Source organism: Streptomyces sp. NPDC087215 (assembly GCF_044744885.1).
In the GTDB taxonomy this organism is placed as follows: Bacteria; Actinomycetota; Actinomycetes; order Streptomycetales; family Streptomycetaceae; genus Streptomyces.
This window is the reverse complement of sequence record NZ_JBIUZD010000021.1, coordinates 1-20174: the sequence shown is the minus strand read 5'-3', so window position 1 is coordinate 20174 and position 20174 is coordinate 1. Positions and strand designations below refer to the sequence as shown.

Sequence of the window (20174 nt, the reverse complement as noted above, 5' to 3'; positions counted from 1 at the left end):
GCGTTCCTTAGGGAGGAGAGGAAGAAGGGGAAGGAGAGGGAGGCCGGGAGGGGTCACTTGCTGAGGATGTCGTAGACGTCGCCGCTCCACAGGTCCATGTTGGCCTCCGCCTCACCCGCGGTGTCCGCCATGACCTTGCTCGTGGTGCCGACGGCGTCCAGCAGGTCCTTGTACTCGGCCATCACCGAGCGGTAACCGCGCTGCCAGTTCTCGATCTTCGCGATGAACTTGGTTCCGGCGGTGGACCTCATGCTCTGCGCGACCTGCTGCGCGATGTCCTCGGACTGGGCGTAGGCCCGCTCCATCGTCTGGAGGTGCCCCTCCAGCTCGTTGAGGGTCTGGGTGAGTACCTCGGACGACACCTTGAGGTTGTCGTTGGGAATGTCGGTCACCTGATCTCCTTCGATCGTACGGTCGGTGGGATCCCCGGCAGGGGGAACGGGCCGTTCACGGCGCGGGGTTCACCGGCTTCGCGGCATCGGCGGCCACGCCCTTCACCCGCTCCGCGGCGCGCGGTTCCACCCCCGGACAGACCGGCGCGGGCACGCCCGCGCTCGCGTCGACCACCCCTGCCGCCGCCAGCGCCGACGGATCCAGGGCCGGTCCCGTCGGCAGCATGGTCAGCAGGATCGCGGGCACCCCCACCGCCGCCGCGCCCGCGTAGCCGAGGGTCTTCGCCGACTCCGGCGTCGGCAGCGGATACTTCACGCCGTTGTCCGCGACCAGATACGTCGTCCCGGCCGCCCCCGCCCCCGACAGCGCCCGCACCAGCGCGCCGCCCCCCGGCCGTACGGAGACCAGATCCGCCGCGCCGCACGCCGCCGTCACGCCCGGCTGGGGCGTCACCGGCCGGCCCGCGACCGCCATCGCGTCGGCCACCGTCACCAGAGTGCCCGGCCGGCCGTCCGCCGAGGGCCGCACCGCCGTGCACACACCCTGCCCGGCCCCCGGCTCCACCAGCTCCGGCGGCGTCTCCGGAAGGCCCGCGTCCGGCAGGGTCCCGGCCGGCGCCGGGTGGGCGGCCAGATCGGCGGCGCCCACCGCCACGGCGACCGCGGGCGCCCCCGCGTACGCCTCCCGCTGCGTACGCGGATCGCCGCGCAGCAGCTCGAAGCGGGTCCGGTCCAGCGCCGCGAGACCCTGCCGGGTCAGGACGTACGGATCACCGCTCGGGTCCGTGAAGAGCTGGCCGATCCGGGTCTTCCCCCCGGCCAGCACGGGACCGGGCGTGCCCCGCCCCGCGATCTCCGGCAGCGCCAGATCGGGCCCCGCGGGAAGGGAGTTGAGATAGGACGACGCCACCGGGAACGGGGTCGCCGTGCCGTAGCCCAGCGCCGTCCCCGCGCCCGCGCCGAGCCGCAGCCGCTTCCCCTGCCACAGCACGTGCCCGGTGCCGTCCGAGGCGGCCACCAGCACCCCCTGCCCGGGACCCAGCGCCCGGCCCGCGTCCCCCGAACCGACCGCCACCGAGACCACCGGGCCGGGCCGCCCGGTCGCCGTGGCCTCCGTCAGACCGCACACCAGCCAGTCGCCCCGGGCCAGCGCGGACGCGGCCGGGAGCCCGTCCGGCGCGCCCACGATCCCCACCGGTCCGCCGCGCGGCACCGTCCCCAGCGAGTTCAGACCGACCTGCGAGACGGTCATCTTCGGCCCGGCCACCAGCCGGGCACTGGCCTGGTTGAGCACCGGCCGCAGCTCCCCGCCGACGAACAGGTACCGGGCGCCCGTCTCCTTGACCACCACCAGCGTCCCCGGCTTGGCCCAGCCCTTCGCACCGCCCGGCTTGATCGCCCCGTACAGGCCCATCACCAGGGCGATGATCACGGCGATGAACAGTCCGGTACGCACCCCACGGGTGGTCCGCCGGGTCGGGAGGTCCAGCGAGTCGGGCTCGCCCCGCAGCATCCCGGCCCCGAGTCTGCTCATCACGAACAGGTGGGCCTGCACCTGGTCGCGTCTGGACTGCATGTGAACTCCTGGGTGGGAAGGGTACGTCGGTGGTCGGGGGCGTTTCCGGGTACGCGGCTCAGCCGGTGAGCCCGCGCACCCACGAGAACACCCCGGCCTCGGTCAGCGCCAGCGGGATCAGGCTCAACGCCAGCGCACTGTGCAGCAGGTCGGCGGCCCGCCCCCAGTACGGCAGCAGCCGCCGCCCCGGCACCGTCCAGGAGAAGATCGCGAGCGCCGCGGCGGTCGCCACCAGACCCGCCAGCAGACCCGTACGGCCCGCCGGGCCCAGGGAGAGCGCCCACCCGGTCGCGAGCAGGGCGAGCCCGTACACGCCCGGCAGGATCAGGGCCAGCCGCTGCCACCGGGAGCCGACCTCCCGGACGTGCAGGATCAGCAGCAGCGACAGCACGGCCGCCAGCGTCACCGGGGCCCAGCCGGGCGCGGGCGCCATCAGCGTCAGGCAGGCCGCGCACAGCGCGCCCGTCACCACGTGGAAGGCGGTCAGATAGCCGTCGGCCACGGCGCTGCGGTCCACGACCTCCTGCGCCGGGTACGACTCGATGTCCTCCTGCAGCTCCTCGGCCCGGCGCGGCAGCGCGGGCAGCTTCAGCCCCGAGAGCCGGAAGGCGAAGCCCGGCAGGAACGCCCCGAACACCACCACGAGCACGGCCAGCGCGCCCGCCGTCTCCGGCACGGAGAGCCCCGCGAGGACGAGCGCCCCCGCCGCCGAAGCGGCGACCGAGGTGATGAGCAGCCCCAGGAACAGGGGTGCGGAACAGGCCACGGACGCCAGCGCCAGGACCGAGGCGCCCGCCGCCGTCGAACCGCCCGCGAGCAGCCGGGCGGCCGTCAGATCGCTCTCCCCGGCCGGAAGCAGCGCCCCGGCCAGCGCCAGATAGGGCACCGCCGCCGCACCGAGCGCCGTACCGGCCCCCGCGTCGCCCACCGCCCGCGCGGCGCTGCCCGCGCCGAGGAGCAGCAGGACCCCGGTCCCGGCCGCCGCGACCACCCGCAGCGGACCGAGTCCGCCGGAGAGGGCCAGGAGGACGAATCCGCCGGCCAGCGCGAGCAGCGCGACGCCGAGCGCCAGATGGTGGGTGAGGGCGGGGCGCCAGCCGTCGCCGCGCCGCTCGAGACCGGTCGCGACACCGTCGATGATGTCGTCGAAGTGCACCTCCGGCAGTGCCTCGCGGCGCATCCGCAGATGGAGGCGCTCGCCGTCGCGCAGCCCCAGGGCCTCCGCCGTCCGCTCCTCGTCCAACGGCTCCTCCCCGAGCCGCTGGAGCACCCAGCCGCCCGCTTCGACGGCCTTCTCGTCCAGGTCGTCCCCGGAGTATCCGACGATGGTCGGCAACAGGTCCGCCAGGGGGACGTCGGCCGGTACGGAGAGCTCGACCACCTTGTGCGGCCCGTGGAACCTCAACCGGCACAGCCCCGCCACCGCGCTACCGCTCACTGCCCGCGTGTCCTTCCCGCTGTCCAGCCGAGGCCGGAACGCCCTCGGCGGACAGGGGAACGCAAGCGCCCCCGCAGAGGGTTCATTCGCCCCCGCGCGGCTCGCCCCGCAGCTCCCGCACGAGCGCCTCGACGCCCTCCTCGCCGTACCGTGCCACGAGCACGGCGGCCAGCTCGGCCACCGACCGCCGCTCGGCCTCGCTCCAGCCCCCCGCCGACGGATGCTCGTCGACCACGAACACCCGCGCGATCAACCGCGCCTCCGGCTCCGGCGGGCCGTCCGGGGGAGCGGACCCCAGCAGCCGGGCGAGCGCGTCCACCACCTCGGACGCGGCGGCCTCCGGCACGTCGAGGCCGGTCACGGCCCCACCGAGCGGATCCCCGTCCTCCGGGCGGACACCCGGCAGCCATGCGTGCGGCAGCGCCCACCCCCCGGGCGCCCGGCCGTCCTCGTCCTCGTACACCGCTCTCCTCCCGGCACCGCCCCGACGGGCATGGACACACCGCCTCGCCCACCCCGGCGACGGGCCCGACCGGCCGGACCGGCGACCCTGCGGACATCCGTACGCGCGCACACCTCTCCCCCGTTCCCGCGCTCCCTCCTTGCCGCAGTGGTCAACGCGCCTCCCCGCCGTCGGGGTTCATCCGAAGCCGTCCCGCTCACGGGTTGAACCGTCCCGCACCGTCCGTCCGTTCCCGACTGACGAGGAAACCGCACGGAATCGGCCGCCAGGCGTGAGTCATGGCGTGAGGAGCGTTGTTCGTTGAGCGTGGTGCAAGTCAACCGCCCGCCGCGGCGGCCGGGTCCCGAGATGCCGGACGGCGAGATCCAGCTCCAGGAGCCCCCTGGTCTGCCCGAGAAGCAGAACGGCATCGGCAGCATCATCACGATGGTGCCGATGGCGCTGTCCTCGCTCTCCATGGTCTTCATCTTCCTGCGCCCCAACGGCGGCATGATGACCTACATCGCGATGGGCACCATGGCCGTGTCCGCGATCGGCATGATCGTCACCCAGATCATGCGGGGCAACGCCGACCGCAAGCAGGAGCTGACCGACGAGCGCCGTGACTACCTGCGCTATCTGACACAGATGCGACGGCAGGTGCGCAAGGAGGTCCTCCGTCAGCAGGAGGCCCTGGCCTGGCGCCACCCCGACCCGGCCGAACTGCCCTTCCTGGTGCGGACCTCGCGCCTGTGGGAACGGCGCTCCTCCCACCCCGACTTCAGCGACGTGCGGATCGCGCTGGGCTCCCAGCGCCTCGCCGTACGCCTGGCCCCGCTCGCGACCAAACCGGTCGAGGACCTCGAACCGCTCAGCGCCCACGCGCTGCGCCGCTTCATCCACGCGTACGGTTCCGTCGCCGACCAGCCCGTCGCCATCCACCTGCGCGGATTCGCACACGTCCTGATCCGTACGGGGGCCGACGCCGGAGCGGACGCCGGTTCCTCCTCCGCGGGCGTCACCGGTTCCCCGGGCGGGGCCGGGGCGGGTGCCGAGGGGACGGGCCCCGACGACGACCGGGCCCGCGCCCTGGTCCGCGCGGTCCTCGCGCAGATGGCCACTTTCCACGCCCCCGACGAACTGCGGATCGCGGTGGTCGCCGCGCCGGACCGGCGGGCCCACTGGGAGTGGACCAAGTGGCTGCCGCACGCCCTGCACCCCCACGAGACCGACGGGGCCGGGCCGCTGAGGCTCGTCGCCGGAACCATCGGTGAACTGGAGCAGCTGCTCGGCGAGGAGTTCGGTGCCCGGCCGCCCTACGAGCCCGACGCCTCTCCCAGCCGTGACGAGCCGTACACCGTCGTCGTGCTCGACGGGGCCGTCTTCGGATCCCCCCACCGGGCGGCGCTCGGCGGCTACCGCAACGCCGTCGTCGTCGACGTCGGCTCCACCCTGGAGTGGAAGCACGGCCGTCTCACCCTGCGACTGCGGATCACCGGGACCCCCGAAGGCCCCGACTCCCTGGAGATGGTCGGTGCCGACCGCAACCGCAAGGACCAGAGCACCCCGCTCGGCGTCCCCGACGCCCTGACTCCCGTCGCCGCCGTCCGGCTGGCCGCCGCCATGGCCCCGTACCGCCTCGGCGACAGCTTCGACGCGGGCGAACCCCTGGAGACCGACTTCGATCTGGCCGGTCTGCTCGGCATCCCCGACCTGCACCGCTTCGACGTCAAGGAGCAGTGGGCGCGCCGCAACCAGTCCAACAAGCTCCGGGTCCCCCTCGGCCTCGGCCCCGACGGCACCCCCATCGACCTCGACATCAAGGAATCCGCCCAGGGCGGCATGGGCCCGCACGGCATGTTGATCGGCGCCACCGGCTCCGGCAAGTCCGAACTGCTGCGCACCCTCGTGCTCGCCCTGGCCCTGACCCACTCCTCGGAGATCCTCAACTTCGTCCTCGTCGACTTCAAGGGCGGTGCCACCTTCCTCGGTCTGGACGGTCTGCCCCACACCTCCGCCGTCATCACCAACCTCGCCGACGAGGCCGATCTGGTGGACCGGATGCGGGACGCGCTGCACGGCGAGATGATCCGCCGCCAGGAACTCCTGCGCGCCGCCGGGAACTACGCCTCCCTGCTGGAGTACGAGACCGCCCGCGCGGCCGGCACCCCGCTGGACCCGCTGCCCACCCTCTTCGTCGTCGTCGACGAGTTCTCCGAACTGCTCGCCGCCCACCGCGACTTCATGGATCTCTTCGTCATGATCGGCCGCCTCGGCCGTTCCCTGGGCGTGCATCTGCTGCTCGCCTCCCAGCGCCTGGACGAGGGGCGCGTGCACCAGCTGGAGTCCCATCTGTCGTACCGCATCGGTCTGCGGACGTTCTCCGCGATGGAGTCCCGGGGCGTTCTGGGCGTCCCCGACGCCTACCAGCTCCCCTCGCAGCCGGGCAACGGCTATCTGCGCAGCGACATCTCCACCCTGACGCGTTTCAAGGCCGCCTACGTCTCCGGTACCTACCGGCCCAAGCGGCGCCCGGCGGGCCGCCGTTCGGTCATCGAGGGCCAGGTCGTCGCTCTGGGCACCGAGTACGTGGCCCCCCGCGTACTGCCCTCCACCCCCGACCCGGAGGAGGAGACGGCCGTCGAGGAGACCGGGACGCTCCTGGACATCGCCGCCGAACGGCTGGTCGACGCGGGTCCCCCCGCGTACCAGGTGTGGCTGCCGCCCCTCGACGTGCCGCCGACCCTGGACGAGCTGCTGCCCCCGATCGGGCCCGACCCCGAGCACGGGTTCACCGCCGAGGGCGCGGCGCGCGGCACGCTGAAGGTCCCCGTCGGCGTCGTAGACAGGCCCTTCCAGCAGGTGAGGGACCTGCTGATGGCCGATCTGGGCGGCGCCGACGGCCACATCGGCATCGCCGGTGCCCCGCAGTCCGGGAAGTCCACCCTCATCCGCACGCTGATGACGGCGCTGGCCCTCACCCACAGTCCGGCCGAAGTGCAGTTCTACTGCCTGGACTTCGGCGGCGGCGCCCTGTCGAGCCTGCGTGGTCTGCCGCACGTCGGCGGGGTCACCGGCCGTCACGACCCCGACCGGGTCGTGCGGACCATCGCCGAGGTCAACGCGGTCATCACCCGCCGCGAGAAGTACTTCGCCGAGCTGGGCGTCGACTCCGTCGCCGCCTTCCGCCGCAAGAAGGCGGCCGGTGAGCTTCCCGACGACCCGCACGGAGACGTGTTCCTGGTCGTCGACGGCTGGAACACCCTGCGCCAGGAGTTCATGGACCTCGTCCAGCCCCTCACGCTCATCTCCCAGCGCGGCCTGAACTACGGTGTCCACCTCGTGGTCGGCACCACTCGCTGGGGTGAGATCACCGGGGCCCTGCGCGACCAGCTCCAGACCCGCTTCGAGCTGCGTCTGGGCGACACGGTGGACTCGGTCATCAACATGCGGGCGGCGGCGAAGGTCCCCAAGATCCCCGGCCGTGGACTCACCGCCGACCAGATGCACTTCCTGTGCGCGTTGCCCCGGATGGACGGCATCGGTACGGCCCACGACCTCTCCGAGGGCGTCGCCGACCTGGTCGACGTCGTCGCCGACCACTGGACCGGGCCGCGCGCCCCCGAAGTGCGGATGCTCCCCCTGGTGCTGGCCGCCGCCGACCTGCCCGAGCCGCACGGCTCCCTGCGGATCCCGCTCGGCCTGGAGGAGAACGACGTCCAGCCGCTGTGGCACGACTTCTCCCAGGACCCGCACCTGATCGTGGTCGGTGACAGCGAGACCGGCAAGACCAACCTGCTCAAGCACATCGCCACCCAGATCATGCGGGCCTACACCCCCGACCAGGGCCGGTTGATGCTGGTCGACTTCCGGCGCGAGATGTACGAGACCGTGCCGGAGGAGTACCGCCTCGGCTACGCGGTGTCCGCGGACCCGCTCCGTCAGATGATCACCGGGGCGGGCAAGGCGATCGCCAACCGGATTCCGGCCGCGGACATCACCCCGGACCGGCTGCGGCGCCGCGACTGGTGGAGCGGACCGGAACTCTTCGTGCTCGTCGACGACTACGACCTGGTCAACGGATCGATGGCGGCCCACCCCTTCGCGGCCGTCCTCGACAACCTCGCCCAGGGCGCGGAGATCGGCCTGCACATCATCGTCGCCCGCTCCGCCAACGGCGCCGGCCGCGGCCTGTCCGACCCGCTGCTGCGCAAGCTCCAGGACGTCAACACTCCGGCCGTCCTGCTGTCGTGCCCGCCGACGGAGGGCTATCTCTTCGGCGGTACCAAGCCGAAGGTGCTGCCCACCGGCCGCGCGCTGCACATCACCCGCCGCCGCACGGTCCAGCTCCAGACCCCGCTGCTCGACCCCGACGGCGGGACCCCGCAGAACGGACACTCCGGATGACCGCCCCCGCTCCCGACCCCGTCTCCGCTTCTGCTCCCGCCCCTGCCCCCGCTCCCGGGTCGGGCACGCACCCCGTCGGCCCGCATCTGGTGATCGCCTCCGAGGAGACGGCCGCCGCTCTGACACCGGTCCTGACCGGGCTGCCCGCGCTGCCCGGGGCGCTGCTGGTCCTGGCGGCGGCTCCGGACGCGGCACTGGTGCTCCGCCGCGCCCTGCCGGAGCTGGTGGCCCTGGCGGGGGAGCGCGGTGCGACCCGTCTGGTCCTGGCCGCGTCGGGTCTCGCCGCACGGGGGCCGGGCGGGGGCCGCCCGGTGGCGGCGGTCGCCACGGCGGCGGGGTTCACGGTGGTCGCTCCGGACGGCGTGGTGAGCGTGGAGCCTGACGGCACGCTACGGCTCGCGGATCCGGGCAGCTGGTGGCTGGCGGTACCGGGGGAGGAACCGTACGAGCTGGGCCCGGGGTGGCCCCCGGAGAATCCGCGAGCGACGGAGGAACCGGAGGAGGCGGAACCGGAAGGGCCGGGACCGCAAGGGCCGGGACCGGAGGAAGAGGGACCGGAGGAAGAGGGGGAATCGGCGGCGGAACCGGAGACGGAGGAATCCGAGCCGCTCCCGCCTCCCGCGCCACCGGTTCCCGTCGTGGCGGAGTCCCAGGGAGGTGCGCACGGATTCGGGGCGGCCCCGAGGGTGTCGCCGGGGGAGGAGCCGACGGAGGCGCCTGAGCAGCAGGAGGGGAAGCCCGAGACGAAGTCCGGAGCGGCTCCGGCGCGGATGCCGGGGGAGGGCCCCGGGGAGTCGCCGATGGCGGACAGCCGTACCGTTCCGGGAGGCGTGTGGCTGGGAGCGCTGCCCGAAGCGGTCGAACCGCTGATCGGGGTGGCCCCGGACACCTTCCTCCTGGGCGTGGGGTCACCGGCCCGCCCCGCACTGCCCGCTGCTGAACTCCTGGCCCGGGTGCCGCGGGACGCGGCGGACGCACGGCACCTCCTGCTGTCCGCGCCATGGGCCGATCCGGCGGACCTGGTCGTGATGGCGGTGGCCCTCGCGGACCGTTCCGGCCGTACGGTACGGGCGGCGGTCGGTCTCCCCGTACGCACGGCCGACGACCACGCGACCACGTTCCTGGACGGGCGGGGCGCGCCCACCTGGCAGCCCCTCCTGCTCGAACTCGCCGCCTCGCCCGCGCACCGCCGGGTGGTGCCGTCGGCGTGGCTGGAGCTGTCCGGACCGGAGGCGGTGGCTCCGGCGCTGTACGGGTGTGCTGACGCGGAGGGCTGGGTCGTCGAACTGGTCCCGGCGGGGGTGTGGTTGCGTCCGGCGGACCGGGCGGCGGACTTCCGCCCCCGCACGGTGTGTCCCGACCTGTCCGGTCCGGTTCTGATGGTGGGCGACGGGGAACGGCCTGTCGGCGCGGAGGTCCGGCGGGCGTTGCCCGGGGTGCTGGCGGGGCTGCCGGACGTGGGCGCGAGGCAGCCGTACGGGCTGCTGCTCCACGGTGACGCGTCCGGTGAGGAGGGGCCTCGCTCGTGGGCGGAGGAGCTGGGCCTGCGCTGGCTGGGCTCCACGGGCTCCCGCCCGGCACGGACGGAACCCGCGCCCGGACCCCGTGGCGAACCGGTCCCGTCCCCGCCCGGGAACGGACTGTCCGAGGCTGCTCCGGCTCCGGCGCCGGTTCCGCCTCCGGCCGGGTACGAGCGGAGCGGGGACGCTCCGGCGCCGGAACCGCCCCTGCCCGGGGCCGGGCCGCCCGAGGCCGCCCCGACCCCGGAACCGGCTCGGCCCACGACCGGGAGCGCGCCGACCGGACCGGTCCAGGCCCCGGCCGTGCCTCCGGTGTCGTCCCCGGCTGCTCCGGAGCCGGGGAGGCCCGTGGGGGAGGCGTCAGGCCCCCCGCCGACTGCGGTCGTTCCTCCGGTGGCCGCCGCTCCTCCGGTGTCCGTGTCCCCGCCGGTGGCGGGTGGCCGTAGTGGTCCGGACGACCGGGCGGCTCTGCGGGAGCTGCTGGGGGAGAAGTACCACATTCTGGCGAGCAAGGCGGAGTTGCTGGCCTCCCGGCTGCCGTCGTTGCGTTCTCTGGCGCAGGAGGGTCTGAAGGCGGACATGGTCGCGATCGCGCTGTATCAGGCCGACGCTCCCGGTCCGGGGTCCCGTGCGGGGCTGGCCGAGGCGGCGAGGGCGGTCGCTCCCGGTCCGTTCACTCCGCTGCTGCGTTGTCTGGAGTCGGGTCTGCGGCGACTGCCGGGGCACTACGGGGCGGTGATGCTGGCGGCGCCGCTGGAGCGGGTGCCGCTGGACCGGTACGTGCCGGGCACGGTCCTGGTGGAGCCCGCGGCGGTGGCGAGCGTCCCGGCGTGTGACGCGGAGCTGGAGGGCGCGGTGGAGTTCGGGATCTGGTCGTCCACCGGCCGTCGTACGTCGGTCTTCCTGGGGACGGACGACGAACCGGAGGTGGTGTTCCCGCCGGGCACGTCCTTCTCCGTCCTGGCCCTCGACCTGCCGGAGGACGACACGGCGCCGGTCCGCGTCCTGCTCCGTGAGATCTCCGTGGTGGAGAGCGACGGTGCGGACGGCCGGGTGCGCAGACGCGACGAGCAGGCGCGCACCCGCCTGACCGAATGGTTCGAGCGCAGGGACATGCTGGAGTCCCACGACCGCCGCCCCCTCGCGGACGCGGCCCGTTTCCACGTGGCCCCGGGGGCGGCCCTGCGCTGAACACCCGCTTCCACCCTTGCGGGGACCGCCGGGCGTGGCCGTGGCCGCGTTCCGGACGCACCCGGCGGACCGTGAACCCGTCCAGCCCGTACCGGCCGTTGAACGATGCGGTCGATGCGGTCGATGCGGTCGGTGACCGAGGGTGAGCGCGGTGATCCGAGACGCCCGCCCCCGCTCGTGGACGGCCGGGGAGGGGACGGGAGCACCGGCGCGGCTCTGCGGGGGTGTCCACGGGCTCAGGGCCGACACCGGCCGCTGTGACGCGAAGGGTGAGCGCCCGGCCGTGCGCGGTCGCTCCCGGTCGGCTGTGAAGCGGGCGGGAACGACCGGTTCGACGGTCTCCGTGCTTCTTTCCCGTGGCGGAGGCCAGGACGGCTCCGCCACCGGTCACAGACCCGTGGCTTCCCTGGTCTTCTTCAGTGCCGAGGAGAGTGTGTCCACCAGGGCGTTGTGCCGCCTCTCGCGCGCGGCCCGGTCCGCTGGTACCAGGCGGGCCGCGACCTCCACGGCGTAGGTGTCCGGGTCGCCGAAAGCGGTCCGGGGGTCCTCTCCCGTCGTCGCGCGGTGCCCCGTCGTCTCCTTGACCGCCTGGAGCACGACCGCTCTGTCCACGCCCGGCTGCATGGCCAGCCGCACCTGGAAACGAGCCATCCACCTTTCGGTGTCCTGTTCCCGCACCCGGTCCGTCCCCTGGTCCTTCTTCGTCATGTGCTCTCCCCTGTGATCCATGGCCCTTCGGCCGGAGGGCCGGGTGCCAAGGGTACCGAGGAGGGTCACGGAAGCGGGGGCCCGGGGCGGAGCCCCTGGCTCCGCATCCTCCTCCCGTTCCGGACGAGCCGCCGTTCGTGGGGGCCGCCGAGGTCCGGAGGAGACGTGGGCCGGACGGGGAAGGCCCCCCGGTCGGCGAGGTCGCCGGCCGGGGGGCCTTGGGTGTCGGTCGGTGGAGGTCCGCTGTCGGTCCCGTTCCGGGCGTCGGGCAGGTGCCCGACGCCCGGGGGGTCAGGAGTAGCGGCCGCCGCCGCCGAAGCTCTGGCCGACGCTCCAGGCGTAGCCCCGTCCGTAGCGCCAGGCCGTGCCGTAGGCGGAGAACATCACGGTGTCGCCCGCGTCGAGGCGGCACTGCCACCAGCCGCACTTGAACCAGCCGCGGCCCTTGCTGTTGTTGTTCGAGTACCAGCCTCCGTGGAAGTTGTAGCTGCCGAACTCTCCGTGGCTGTAGGTACCGGACTTCACGTACGTGTTGCTGACGTGGATGTACCACTTGAAGCCCGCGTTGATCCAGGAGTTCGCCCAGGACTTGCGGAAGTGGAAGTCCCAGTTCAGCGAACAGCGGCCGGTGTTGCTCTCGCAGATCCGGCGGATGCGGACGCACACGTCCTGGCGGCAGTTCGACTGGACCCGCTCGCGCAGGTAGGTGCCGTCGGTGTCGTACTTGTTCTGCGGGTCGGCGCAGGCGTAGTCGTAAGCGTTGCAGCTGCCGCCGTTCATCGGGTCGACCGACAGGAAGCGCCCGATCCGCGGGTCGTACAGGCGTACGCCCATGAGGGTGATGCCGGTGAGGGTCTCGGCGGACCGCAGGCTCGCGCCCAGCCAGTTGTAGCGGCCCGTGGAGCTGCCGGGGCGCGCGTTGCCGTACTCGTCGGCGTCGACCGCGAGCGGGGCGACGGCGCTGTCCAGGGGAAGCCGCAGGGCGACATCGCCGTGGATGTTGGACAGCTGCAGCACGACCTCGCCCGTGGCGGAGGTGGTGGCGGCGAGCCCGGCGGACGCGGAGCCGACGTTGCGCGTCAGCTTGCCGCTCGCGGTGTCCTCGGTGATCCAGCGCGGGCTGTCGCCGTCGGCGCCGTAGTGGTTCACCTTGGACTGGGTGGTGGACCAGGTGCCGGCGTTGTCCTTCTCCACGGTCCAGGACCGCAGCCGCCGGGAGGCGTCGAGCTTGAAGGTCTGCCGCTGGCCGCCCACGGTCTGCTGGTGGACCAGGTCGTTGGCGTAGTAGCCGAAGGTCCCGCCGCCCGGGACGGACGTGGTGCGTCCGAGGGCGTCGTAGGCGTAGCCCGCGTCGACGAGGCGGTCCCCGCTGTCGTAGGTGTGGGTGGTGGTGGTGCCTCCGGTGGTCGGGCAGGCCGCGCCGGGGGTGCCCGCCGCGGTGGTCAGGGAGGTGCGGTTGCTGCGCTTGTCGAAGGTGTAGGCGCGTGCGGTGCAGACGGTTTCGGAGGTGTCCTCGACCGAGGTGAGGCGGCCCGCCGCGTCGTAGCGGTAGGCCTGGTCGGACCAGCCCGAGTGCGTGGTGGTCTGGCCGTGGACGGACTTGCCGACCGCGTCGGTGTAGACCGCCGCACCGTCGCTGTCGCGGGTGTACGAACGGCCGGTGACGTTTCCGGCGGTGTCCATGGTCTGCCGCATGGTGTAGCCGCCGGGCAGCTTCTCGGCGGTGACGGAGCCGTCCACGCCGTAGGTCGCGCCGAAGGTGCCCGCGACCGAGTCCGTCATGGAGGTGGCCATGCCGCGCGGTTCGACCGCGGGGTCATAGGCGTACGTGACGGTCGAGGGAGCCGAGTCGGAGACCCTGACGGGCCGTCCCAGCAGGTCGTACTGCGTGGTGGTGGTGCCCGCGTCGGCGTCGGTGTAGGAGATGAGACGGCCGAGGCGGTCGTAGGACCGGGCGACGGTGCCCGCGGTGGCGGAGGTGGTCCGGGCCACCTTGCCGGTGGCGGGGTCGTACTCGGTGATCGAGTCGGGGACCGCCTGGCCGAGGCCGCCGGTGACGGTGTCCTTGATGCGGCGTCCGGCGCCGTCGTAGGTGACGGTCGTCGTACGGGCGGTGCCGTTGGCCGTCTCGACGGCCTTGGCCGGGTTGCCCCACCAGTCGTACTCGGAGCTGGTGTCGATCAGGTCGGCGGGCTGGGAGCCGCCGCCGGTGACGGCGCCCGCGGGGCCGCTCCAGCAGACCAGACCGGCCCATTCAGGGCGGCCCTTGCACCAGCCGGTGCCGTCCGCGGTCCAGTACGCGGTGACCTTGCTCGCGGCGTCGTCGCCGGTGCCGCCGGGCAGCACCGAGGAGACGACACGGCCCTGGGCGTCGTAGCCCCAGCTGCTGGTGAGGTTGAGGCCGCCGGAGTCCTTGATGGACAGGGTCGGCTGGCCCTTCACCCAGTCGTACTGGGATTCCTTGACGCGCTTGTCGCCCATGACGGAGTAGTGGTCGCGGACCTGGGCGCCGCGGACCTCCACGGTGACCCGGTCCCGGATGGAGGCGCTGCCGTCGGTGGGCCGACCCTCGTCGTACTCCTTCACGACCCAGTCCCGCGCCGGTACGGAGGTGCCGGCGGCGACCAGGGTGGTGGCGCCCTGCTTGAGGTCCTGGGTGAGGTCGATCCGGTGGATCGGGCCGAGGGTCTCCAGCTCGCGGACGCCGTTCTCGCTGTACAGCGTGCTGCTGGACAGCAGCTCGGCGCGCTCGGCGGAGTCGAGTGCGCCGATGCCGAGGTCGGCCTGGACGGCGCGGTCGGCGGCCGTCAGACCGAGGGCCACGGCACGGTTGGCGGCCGAGAGTTCACGGACGATGTTGCCGACCCGGTCGTACTCGGTCGTGGTGAGGTGACCGCCGGGAGCGGCGGCGTTGCTCTCCTGCCCGGACACACCCAGGTAGCGGATGTCGGCGCGGCCGTAGGACCCGGCCGTGAGGGCCGATCCGTCGTGGCTGGCCGGTACCGCGTCGGCGGGGAAGACGGCCGCGGCGTCGGTGGGTGCCTGCGCCTGGCCCCAGGTGCGCGTCTGCGCGGCGCCCATCTGGTACGGGGCCTTGGCGCCGGTCACCGGGACGTCGTAGACGACGCCGATGGCCGCGGTCCCTTCGACCGTGTCGGCGGTGCCCTGCTTCAGTGCGGCGCGCGACACCTTCAGCAACATGCCGTCACCGGCGGTCGCGGCGTTCCCGGCCCGGCCGTACGTGAAGCTCCACGGCAGCTCGCCGGGCGGGGTGAGCGTGGTGACCCGGCCCGCCGCGTCGTACGCGTACTCCGTCTTGAGCGCGGGCGCGATCAGCGGGTTCCAGGCCTGACGCAGCCGCCCTTCGGCGTCGTACGCGTACGTGTGCACCGTCCTGGCCGTGGCCGTGGCGGCACCGGGCTCGGTGGCCCAGACGCGGATCTCCTTGACCTGGCCCGTGTAGTCGCCGAAGGCGAGCGCCGTGGCCGTGGTCGAGGTGGCGTAGACGTACTCCAGGCTGCGGCAGCCCTTGGTGGAGGGGGTCGCCGTGCAGGTGGCGCCGTTGGCGGCCGGGGTGGCCCCGTTGACGCGCACGGGGCGGACCAGCTTCTTGCCGTTCACCGTCACGGTCTCGGTGACCACGGTGTTCGTCGAGTTCGCCAGGCCGTCCTGGAGGGTCGTGGAGACCTGCCAGGTGGTGAGGGCCGGGTCGGGCTTGGTGAAGGTGGTCACCGTGCCGTCGGTCTCGGTGAGCGTGAAGGAGCCCGTGACCGCGCCGGTGAGCGTCAGCGACTCGGCGCCGGGCTCGGGGACCCAGGCGGTCTTCGCGGCGTTCGCGGTGAAGTGGGTCTCGGAGCCGTCGTTGTTCACGACGGCGACGGCCGTGTCGGAGGCCTTGCGGAGATACGCGTAGACGGAGGCCGTCTCGGCCACGGCCCCGGCGGCCCACTCCTTGCCGAAGATGGCTGCCTGGCCCTCCTGCTCGGCGCCCTGTCCGGGGCGGCGGGAGGAGGCCGAGCGCTTGACCGTGAGGTCGAAGACCGAGGTGTCGGTGGCGGACAGACCGTAGTCGCCGGTGAGGAGGTTCACCGAGCCGGGCCCGATCTGCTCCTCGGCCGCACCGCTCGCGTCGCGGTCGACGACGACGGGCAGCGGGTCGGTACCGCCCGCGGCACTGTTCGGGCCGGTGAAGGAGGCCTTGATCTGGATGCTGCCGTCGGGGTCGACGGTGTCGGTGGCGTTCCAGACCAGCGGGGCGTTCCTGCCGCCCACGAGGGGGACCGGCCAGGCGGTCAGCGCGGTGCCGGCGGAGGTGACGTGCCCGGCGGGTATCTGCGTCCAGGCGTCGGCCTCGGAGCGGCGCCAGAAGAACGACACCTTGTCGTACTTACCGGACTCGGCTTCGGCGACGAGCGGCAGACGGCGGGCGGTGCGCTCGCCGTCGGCGGGCGCCGCGAAACCGCCGGGGCCCGCGTGGAAGACGTAGTCGACCTGCTCGGACTTGTTGTCCGCCTTGTCCACGGTGCGCACCTGGAGGGTGTGCGTGCCGTCCTGGGGCGGGGTGACCGTGAGGGCCTTCGCGCCCGCGGCGCCGTTGGTGGCGACCTTGGTCCAGGTGGTGCCGTCCAGCGACCACTCGATCCAGTTGTGGTCGGCGGCGGGCGGGGTCACGTGGAAGACACCCGCCTGGCCGGCGCCCTTGACCCACGCGTTCGACGGGTAGTCCGTCGAGGTGACGGCCGTCGGGGCGGAGGGGGCGGTGGAGTCGACCGTGAAGGTCTTCCAGGCCGACCAGCCCAGGTTGTAGTGGGCGCCGTCGTACGGATTCGTGCGGAACCTGTACGTCCTGCCGTTGGTGAGGACACCTGCGGGGACGGTCACGGAGGCGACCTGACCGGAGGGCACGTACGGCGAGACCAGGACGTTGCCGACCTGGGTGTCGGTGGCGGCGTCGAAGATCTGGAAGGTGCCGTTGACCTTGTCGCCGTTGGCGTCGACGAAGGTGTCACGGAGGGTGGGGGTGGTCGAGTTGACCGTGTAGGCGCCGTTGTAGGAGAAGAACGGAGCGCCCGCCTCCTGCTTGGTGCCGGTGCGCGGACGGTAGTTGTAGGTGACCGTCAGCTTGGGCGGGTTGGTGGCGGCGTTGGCGGAGTTGACCCGCTTCCACTGCTTGGTGTTGTTCTCGTCGGTGGCCCGCAGGCCCATGCCCGAGGACGTCCACTTGTTGTTGGCCCAGTGCTGCACCAGGCTCGTGGCGTCGGCGTTGACCCAGCCGTCGGGCTGGGAGGCGCAGCCGGGGTTGCCCTTGGTCTCCGTGGACGTGGCCGTCTTCGTGACCATCGACGGCTGGTTCGTCCAGCGGGAGGCGGTGGAGGCGGTGTTCGCCGTCCACAGCTCCCAGGGCTGGGCGGTGCAGTCGGTGTTGCCCGAGTGGAAGTTCCACAGGGAGAGGGTCGCGGAGGAGATCAGCGCGTCGGCGACCGGGGCGGTGTTCCACGTGATGAAGGACCGCGCGGTACGCCAGGTGCCGTCGGCGTTCTTCGTGCCCGGGTTGCCGAAGTCGAGCTCGGTGTCGTTCGACCAGTCGACCGTCTCGCCCTGCTGCACGTACGTGTCGAACAGGTTGCCCAGCGCGGAGGTCGACGGGTCGACGGTCACGGGGTACTTCGTCGCCGGGTCGGCGAGGAAGCCCGCGTCCGGGGTCATGACGAGATTGACACCGCCCCTGACCTTGACGACCTTCATGCCCACCCTGGCCCGGCGGGTGTGCTCACCGGAGACCTCGTCGACGCCCGCGTCCCACATCACGGGGGCGGGCATGACGGCGGTCTTCCGGGACTTCCTGTCCGTGAACAGGACACTGCCGTCCGCCTGCTGCGTGACCTTCAGGCCCTTGGTCCGCAGCGGCAGCGTGTACGAGAACCCGGCCGCGGGCCTCGCCTTCACCTCGACGAACTGCTCGAAACCGGTACGGGTGGCCTCCACGACCACGTCCGCGCCCGGCACGGCGTTCTCGTAGGTGGCGCGGGTGCCGTCCAGCACCGGCTTCGGCAGACCGCCGCGCCACTGGAGGGTGATCGCCTGATCGCCCTCACCGAGCGTGACCAGATCGGTGGCCGGAGCGGCCTGGGCGGCCTTCAGCGAGGCCGCCTTCGGACCCGCCTTCCCGGCGAGCCTGAGCCCGCGCGGGTGCGCCTTCGAGGTGACGGAGCCGTCCGCCGACTCGGTGAGCGCGACGTCCACGTTCCGCCACTCACCGCTGGCCGGGTCGCGGAAGCGGATCGGTCCTGCGGAGAGCTCGGAGGTGAGCGAGCCGTCCTTGCCGACCCAGGTCGTGGAGGACTCCGTACGCTCCGACAGCGCCTCGACGCGCGTGCCCGACAGCAGGGCCGCTACCCGGGCGGAGGGGATGTCGGCCGCCGTGGCAGGGGCCTTGCGCTGCTGGTCCGGCTGTGCAGGGGACGCCTGGTAGGCGGTCGGGACGGCTGTCGCCGCTTCCGCGCCGTACAGCGATGACGCCGCCGTGAGAAGGGCCAGGCCGGTCGCGGTGGCCCGCAGCCCACCCGGGCCGCGGGCCAATGAGCGGGCACGCCGAGACGGCCTGCCCGAAGAACGGGATGGCAAAGTTCCCCCAAGGAGTATGTGGTTTTCTCTTTGACCGCTTGCACATGACAAGTGATCAAAGAGAATCTACGGCTTGCCGACCCCGAACATTTCGGGTGAATGCCCACCGAGGGCGCGGCGCGCCTCATTCTGTTATTGGATCTTCATCCGGCTGCTTGGGCAGGGGGTTGTCGCGCAGGGTGGTGGTGGTCTGCCGGGTCCGGTGGAGGGTCGTGTGCCGCGTGGTGCGGGTGTCGTAGCCGTGTAGCCGTCGGCGGCGTACTGCCGTACGCGGGGCGGCGGTGCTCCGGTGCTCCGGTGCTCGTGTTCGTTCGGAAGCGGCCTGGCCGGCAGGGTGGGTGTCACTGCGGGCTCGGGGGCGGCAGGCTCGCAGCACGGTCGGCGGGTGTCTTCCCGCGCGGGGGCGGGTGTGTGCCGGGCATTGTGGGTCAGTGGCCGGGGCCGCGTCACCGGCGGCAGTGGAAGCCGTCCCGCGGGGCCGACCCGCAACGGGCCTTCCGCCGTGCCTCCGGTGCGCGGCTCGCGGTTCCAGCTGCCGCAGTTGTCTGGCGAGGGCGCCTTCACCTCGACGTGCGGACCCCGGCGGCTGCTCCGGCGGGCGCGTACGGGTGGTGATCCTCTGGATCCATGGCGGGGGCCAGGCGGGTGCGGCCGTACCGCTGTGCGGTGACGTGAGGCTCTGGCGCTCGCAGGCGGGTTCCCGCATCACGGACCGCCGTGATCGCAACCCTGCGGTTGGCTCGGGTGGAGGCGTGGGACCGGGTTTCACCGGCGGGAATGCCCGTGGCGCGGCGGGTGCCGTCGGTTATTGTCCATCAGGCGGAGACGGGGAGGTCATGGCGCTGGCGGGGAAGGGCTCATGCCGTGTCGTCGTCGACGGCGTCACCTGCCGATGGAGAGTCCGGGGGCGCCCGATTTACGACCGGGTCCTGGTCCGGCGTCCGCTGGCTCACGCCGTCGAGCAGGCTGAGGCACCCGGCAGCATCCTGGTGGTCATCACCGACCGGCCGCACCCGGGCAACTGGTTCGAGATCTCCGCCAGGCCCGTGTTGCCCGCAGAGGTGGCCTTCACGATCCGTACGGCTCGTGCCCGGGGCTGGACACCCGGCGAGCCTGGATCCCCTTTCCTGCTCGGCCGGTCCCGGGGCTTCGTCCCTTCGGGGTGACTGGAGCAGGTCACCGGCACCTCGGAGCGCCTTCCTTGACAGGGCCCGGACCTCGGCGGCCCTGACTGTCTGTCAGATGATGGTGGGCGGGGCGGCTGACGGGCTTGTGCCGCTTGGTCCTGTCCGGTGTCTGCGGCCGGTGGGGCGGGGAAGCGGGCTGCGGGTATCGGCGCCCCTCGGAGCCCTGCGTGTGTGGGCCGAGCCGGCTGGGCCGCCGTTCAGCGAAACGCGCTGTCGCCCACGCTCCGGGGCATGGCTCGCGACCATGCCGGGTGCCGGGTGCCGGGTGCCGGGTGTGGGGCGCAGGGTGGGTGTGGTCTTCATGTGGGTTTCAAGGGAGTTTCAAGTGGTTGCGGTAATGATGTGCTTGATTCCCTGGTAGCTATTTCGGTAGCTATTCCTTCGCGTGCAAGGAGAAATTCTGTGTCCACACTGCAATCCTCGAGCAGCGGCACGGACCGCATGAGCGGGCGCGCGTGGGGCGTGCTGTTCGTGCTGTGTGGCGCGATCTTCCTCGAGGGCATCGACGTGGCCATGTTGAATGTGGCGCTGCCTTCGATCCGTGAGGATCTGGACATGTCGACCGGTATGCTCCAGTGGGTGATGAGTGCCTATGTGCTGGGTTACGGCGGCTTCATGCTCCTCGGTGGTCGTGCCGCGGATCTGTTCGGGCGGCGTCAGATGTTTGTGTTCTGGCTCGTCGTGTTCCT

The 20174-nt window shown here is 72.7% G+C and carries 9 protein-coding genes; 3 read left to right on the top strand and 6 right to left on the bottom strand.

The window, feature by feature from the left end; translation table 11 throughout:
* Positions 1 to 53: 53 nt before the first annotated feature.
* From ACIO92_RS31850 to ACIO92_RS31835, 4 genes are all read right to left on the bottom strand, one after another.
* A complete protein-coding gene (locus ACIO92_RS31850) occupies positions 54 to 392 on the bottom strand; it encodes a hypothetical protein (protein WP_366446167.1) in 339 nt (112 codons plus the stop codon).
* Between the two features lie 55 nt (positions 393 to 447).
* On the bottom strand, positions 448 to 1968 hold the full coding sequence (gene eccB, locus ACIO92_RS31845; RefSeq protein WP_366446166.1) for a type VII secretion protein EccB: 1521 nt from the start codon (positions 1966 to 1968) through the stop codon (positions 448 to 450).
* A gap of 58 nt (positions 1969 to 2026) precedes the next feature.
* Complete coding sequence (gene eccD / locus ACIO92_RS31840; RefSeq protein ID WP_401243218.1) at positions 2027 to 3406, bottom strand: type VII secretion integral membrane protein EccD; 1380 nt, start codon at positions 3404 to 3406, stop codon at positions 2027 to 2029.
* A gap of 82 nt (positions 3407 to 3488) precedes the next feature.
* Positions 3489 to 3869, bottom strand: coding sequence for a hypothetical protein (locus ACIO92_RS31835; RefSeq protein WP_366446164.1), 381 nt, complete (start codon positions 3867 to 3869; stop codon positions 3489 to 3491).
* A gap of 348 nt (positions 3870 to 4217) precedes the next feature.
* Here ACIO92_RS31835 and eccCa point away from each other — a divergent pair, with 348 nt between their 5' ends.
* Together eccCa and ACIO92_RS31825 are read left to right on the top strand one after the other, a co-directional pair.
* A complete protein-coding gene (eccCa, locus tag ACIO92_RS31830) occupies positions 4218 to 8255 on the top strand; it encodes a type VII secretion protein EccCa (protein ID WP_366446174.1) in 4038 nt (1345 codons plus the stop codon).
* Positions 8252 to 10966: a hypothetical protein gene (locus ACIO92_RS31825; protein WP_402283899.1), complete on the top strand. Its 2715-nt coding sequence runs from the start codon at positions 8252 to 8254 to the stop codon at positions 10964 to 10966. The genes eccCa and ACIO92_RS31825 overlap by 4 nt, the downstream gene beginning before the upstream one ends.
* A gap of 387 nt (positions 10967 to 11353) precedes the next feature.
* On the opposite strand, the gene ACIO92_RS31820 is transcribed toward ACIO92_RS31825, so the two are convergent.
* Together ACIO92_RS31820 and ACIO92_RS31815 are read right to left on the bottom strand one after the other, a co-directional pair.
* Positions 11354 to 11674 carry a hypothetical protein gene (locus tag ACIO92_RS31820; RefSeq protein ID WP_366446162.1) on the bottom strand — a complete coding sequence of 107 codons (321 nt, stop codon included), beginning with the start codon at positions 11672 to 11674 and terminating at the stop codon, positions 11354 to 11356.
* A 291-nt stretch (positions 11675 to 11965) separates the two neighbouring features.
* A complete protein-coding gene (locus ACIO92_RS31815; protein WP_402283901.1) occupies positions 11966 to 18253 on the bottom strand; it encodes a DNRLRE domain-containing protein in 6288 nt (2095 codons plus the stop codon).
* Positions 18254 to 19926: 1673 nt separating this feature from the next.
* Between ACIO92_RS31815 and ACIO92_RS31810 the strand changes: the two genes are divergently transcribed.
* Positions 19927 to 20174: MFS transporter (locus tag ACIO92_RS31810; protein WP_402596817.1), on the top strand; the 248-nt coding region annotated here is incomplete at its 3' end.

Bases quoted from the DNA above. Each gene is read 5' to 3' on its own strand.
- ACIO92_RS31820 (WP_366446162.1), bottom strand. From the start codon at position 11,674: ATGACGAAGAAGGACCAGGGGACGGACCGGGTGCGGGAACAGGACACC.
- eccB (WP_366446166.1), bottom strand. From the start codon at position 1,968: ATGCAGTCCAGACGCGACCAGGTGCAGGCCCACCTGTTCGTGATGAGC.
- ACIO92_RS31825 (WP_402283899.1), top strand. From the start codon at position 8,252: ATGACCGCCCCCGCTCCCGACCCCGTCTCCGCTTCTGCTCCCGCCCCT.
- eccCa (WP_366446174.1), top strand. From the start codon at position 4,218: ATGCCGGACGGCGAGATCCAGCTCCAGGAGCCCCCTGGTCTGCCCGAG.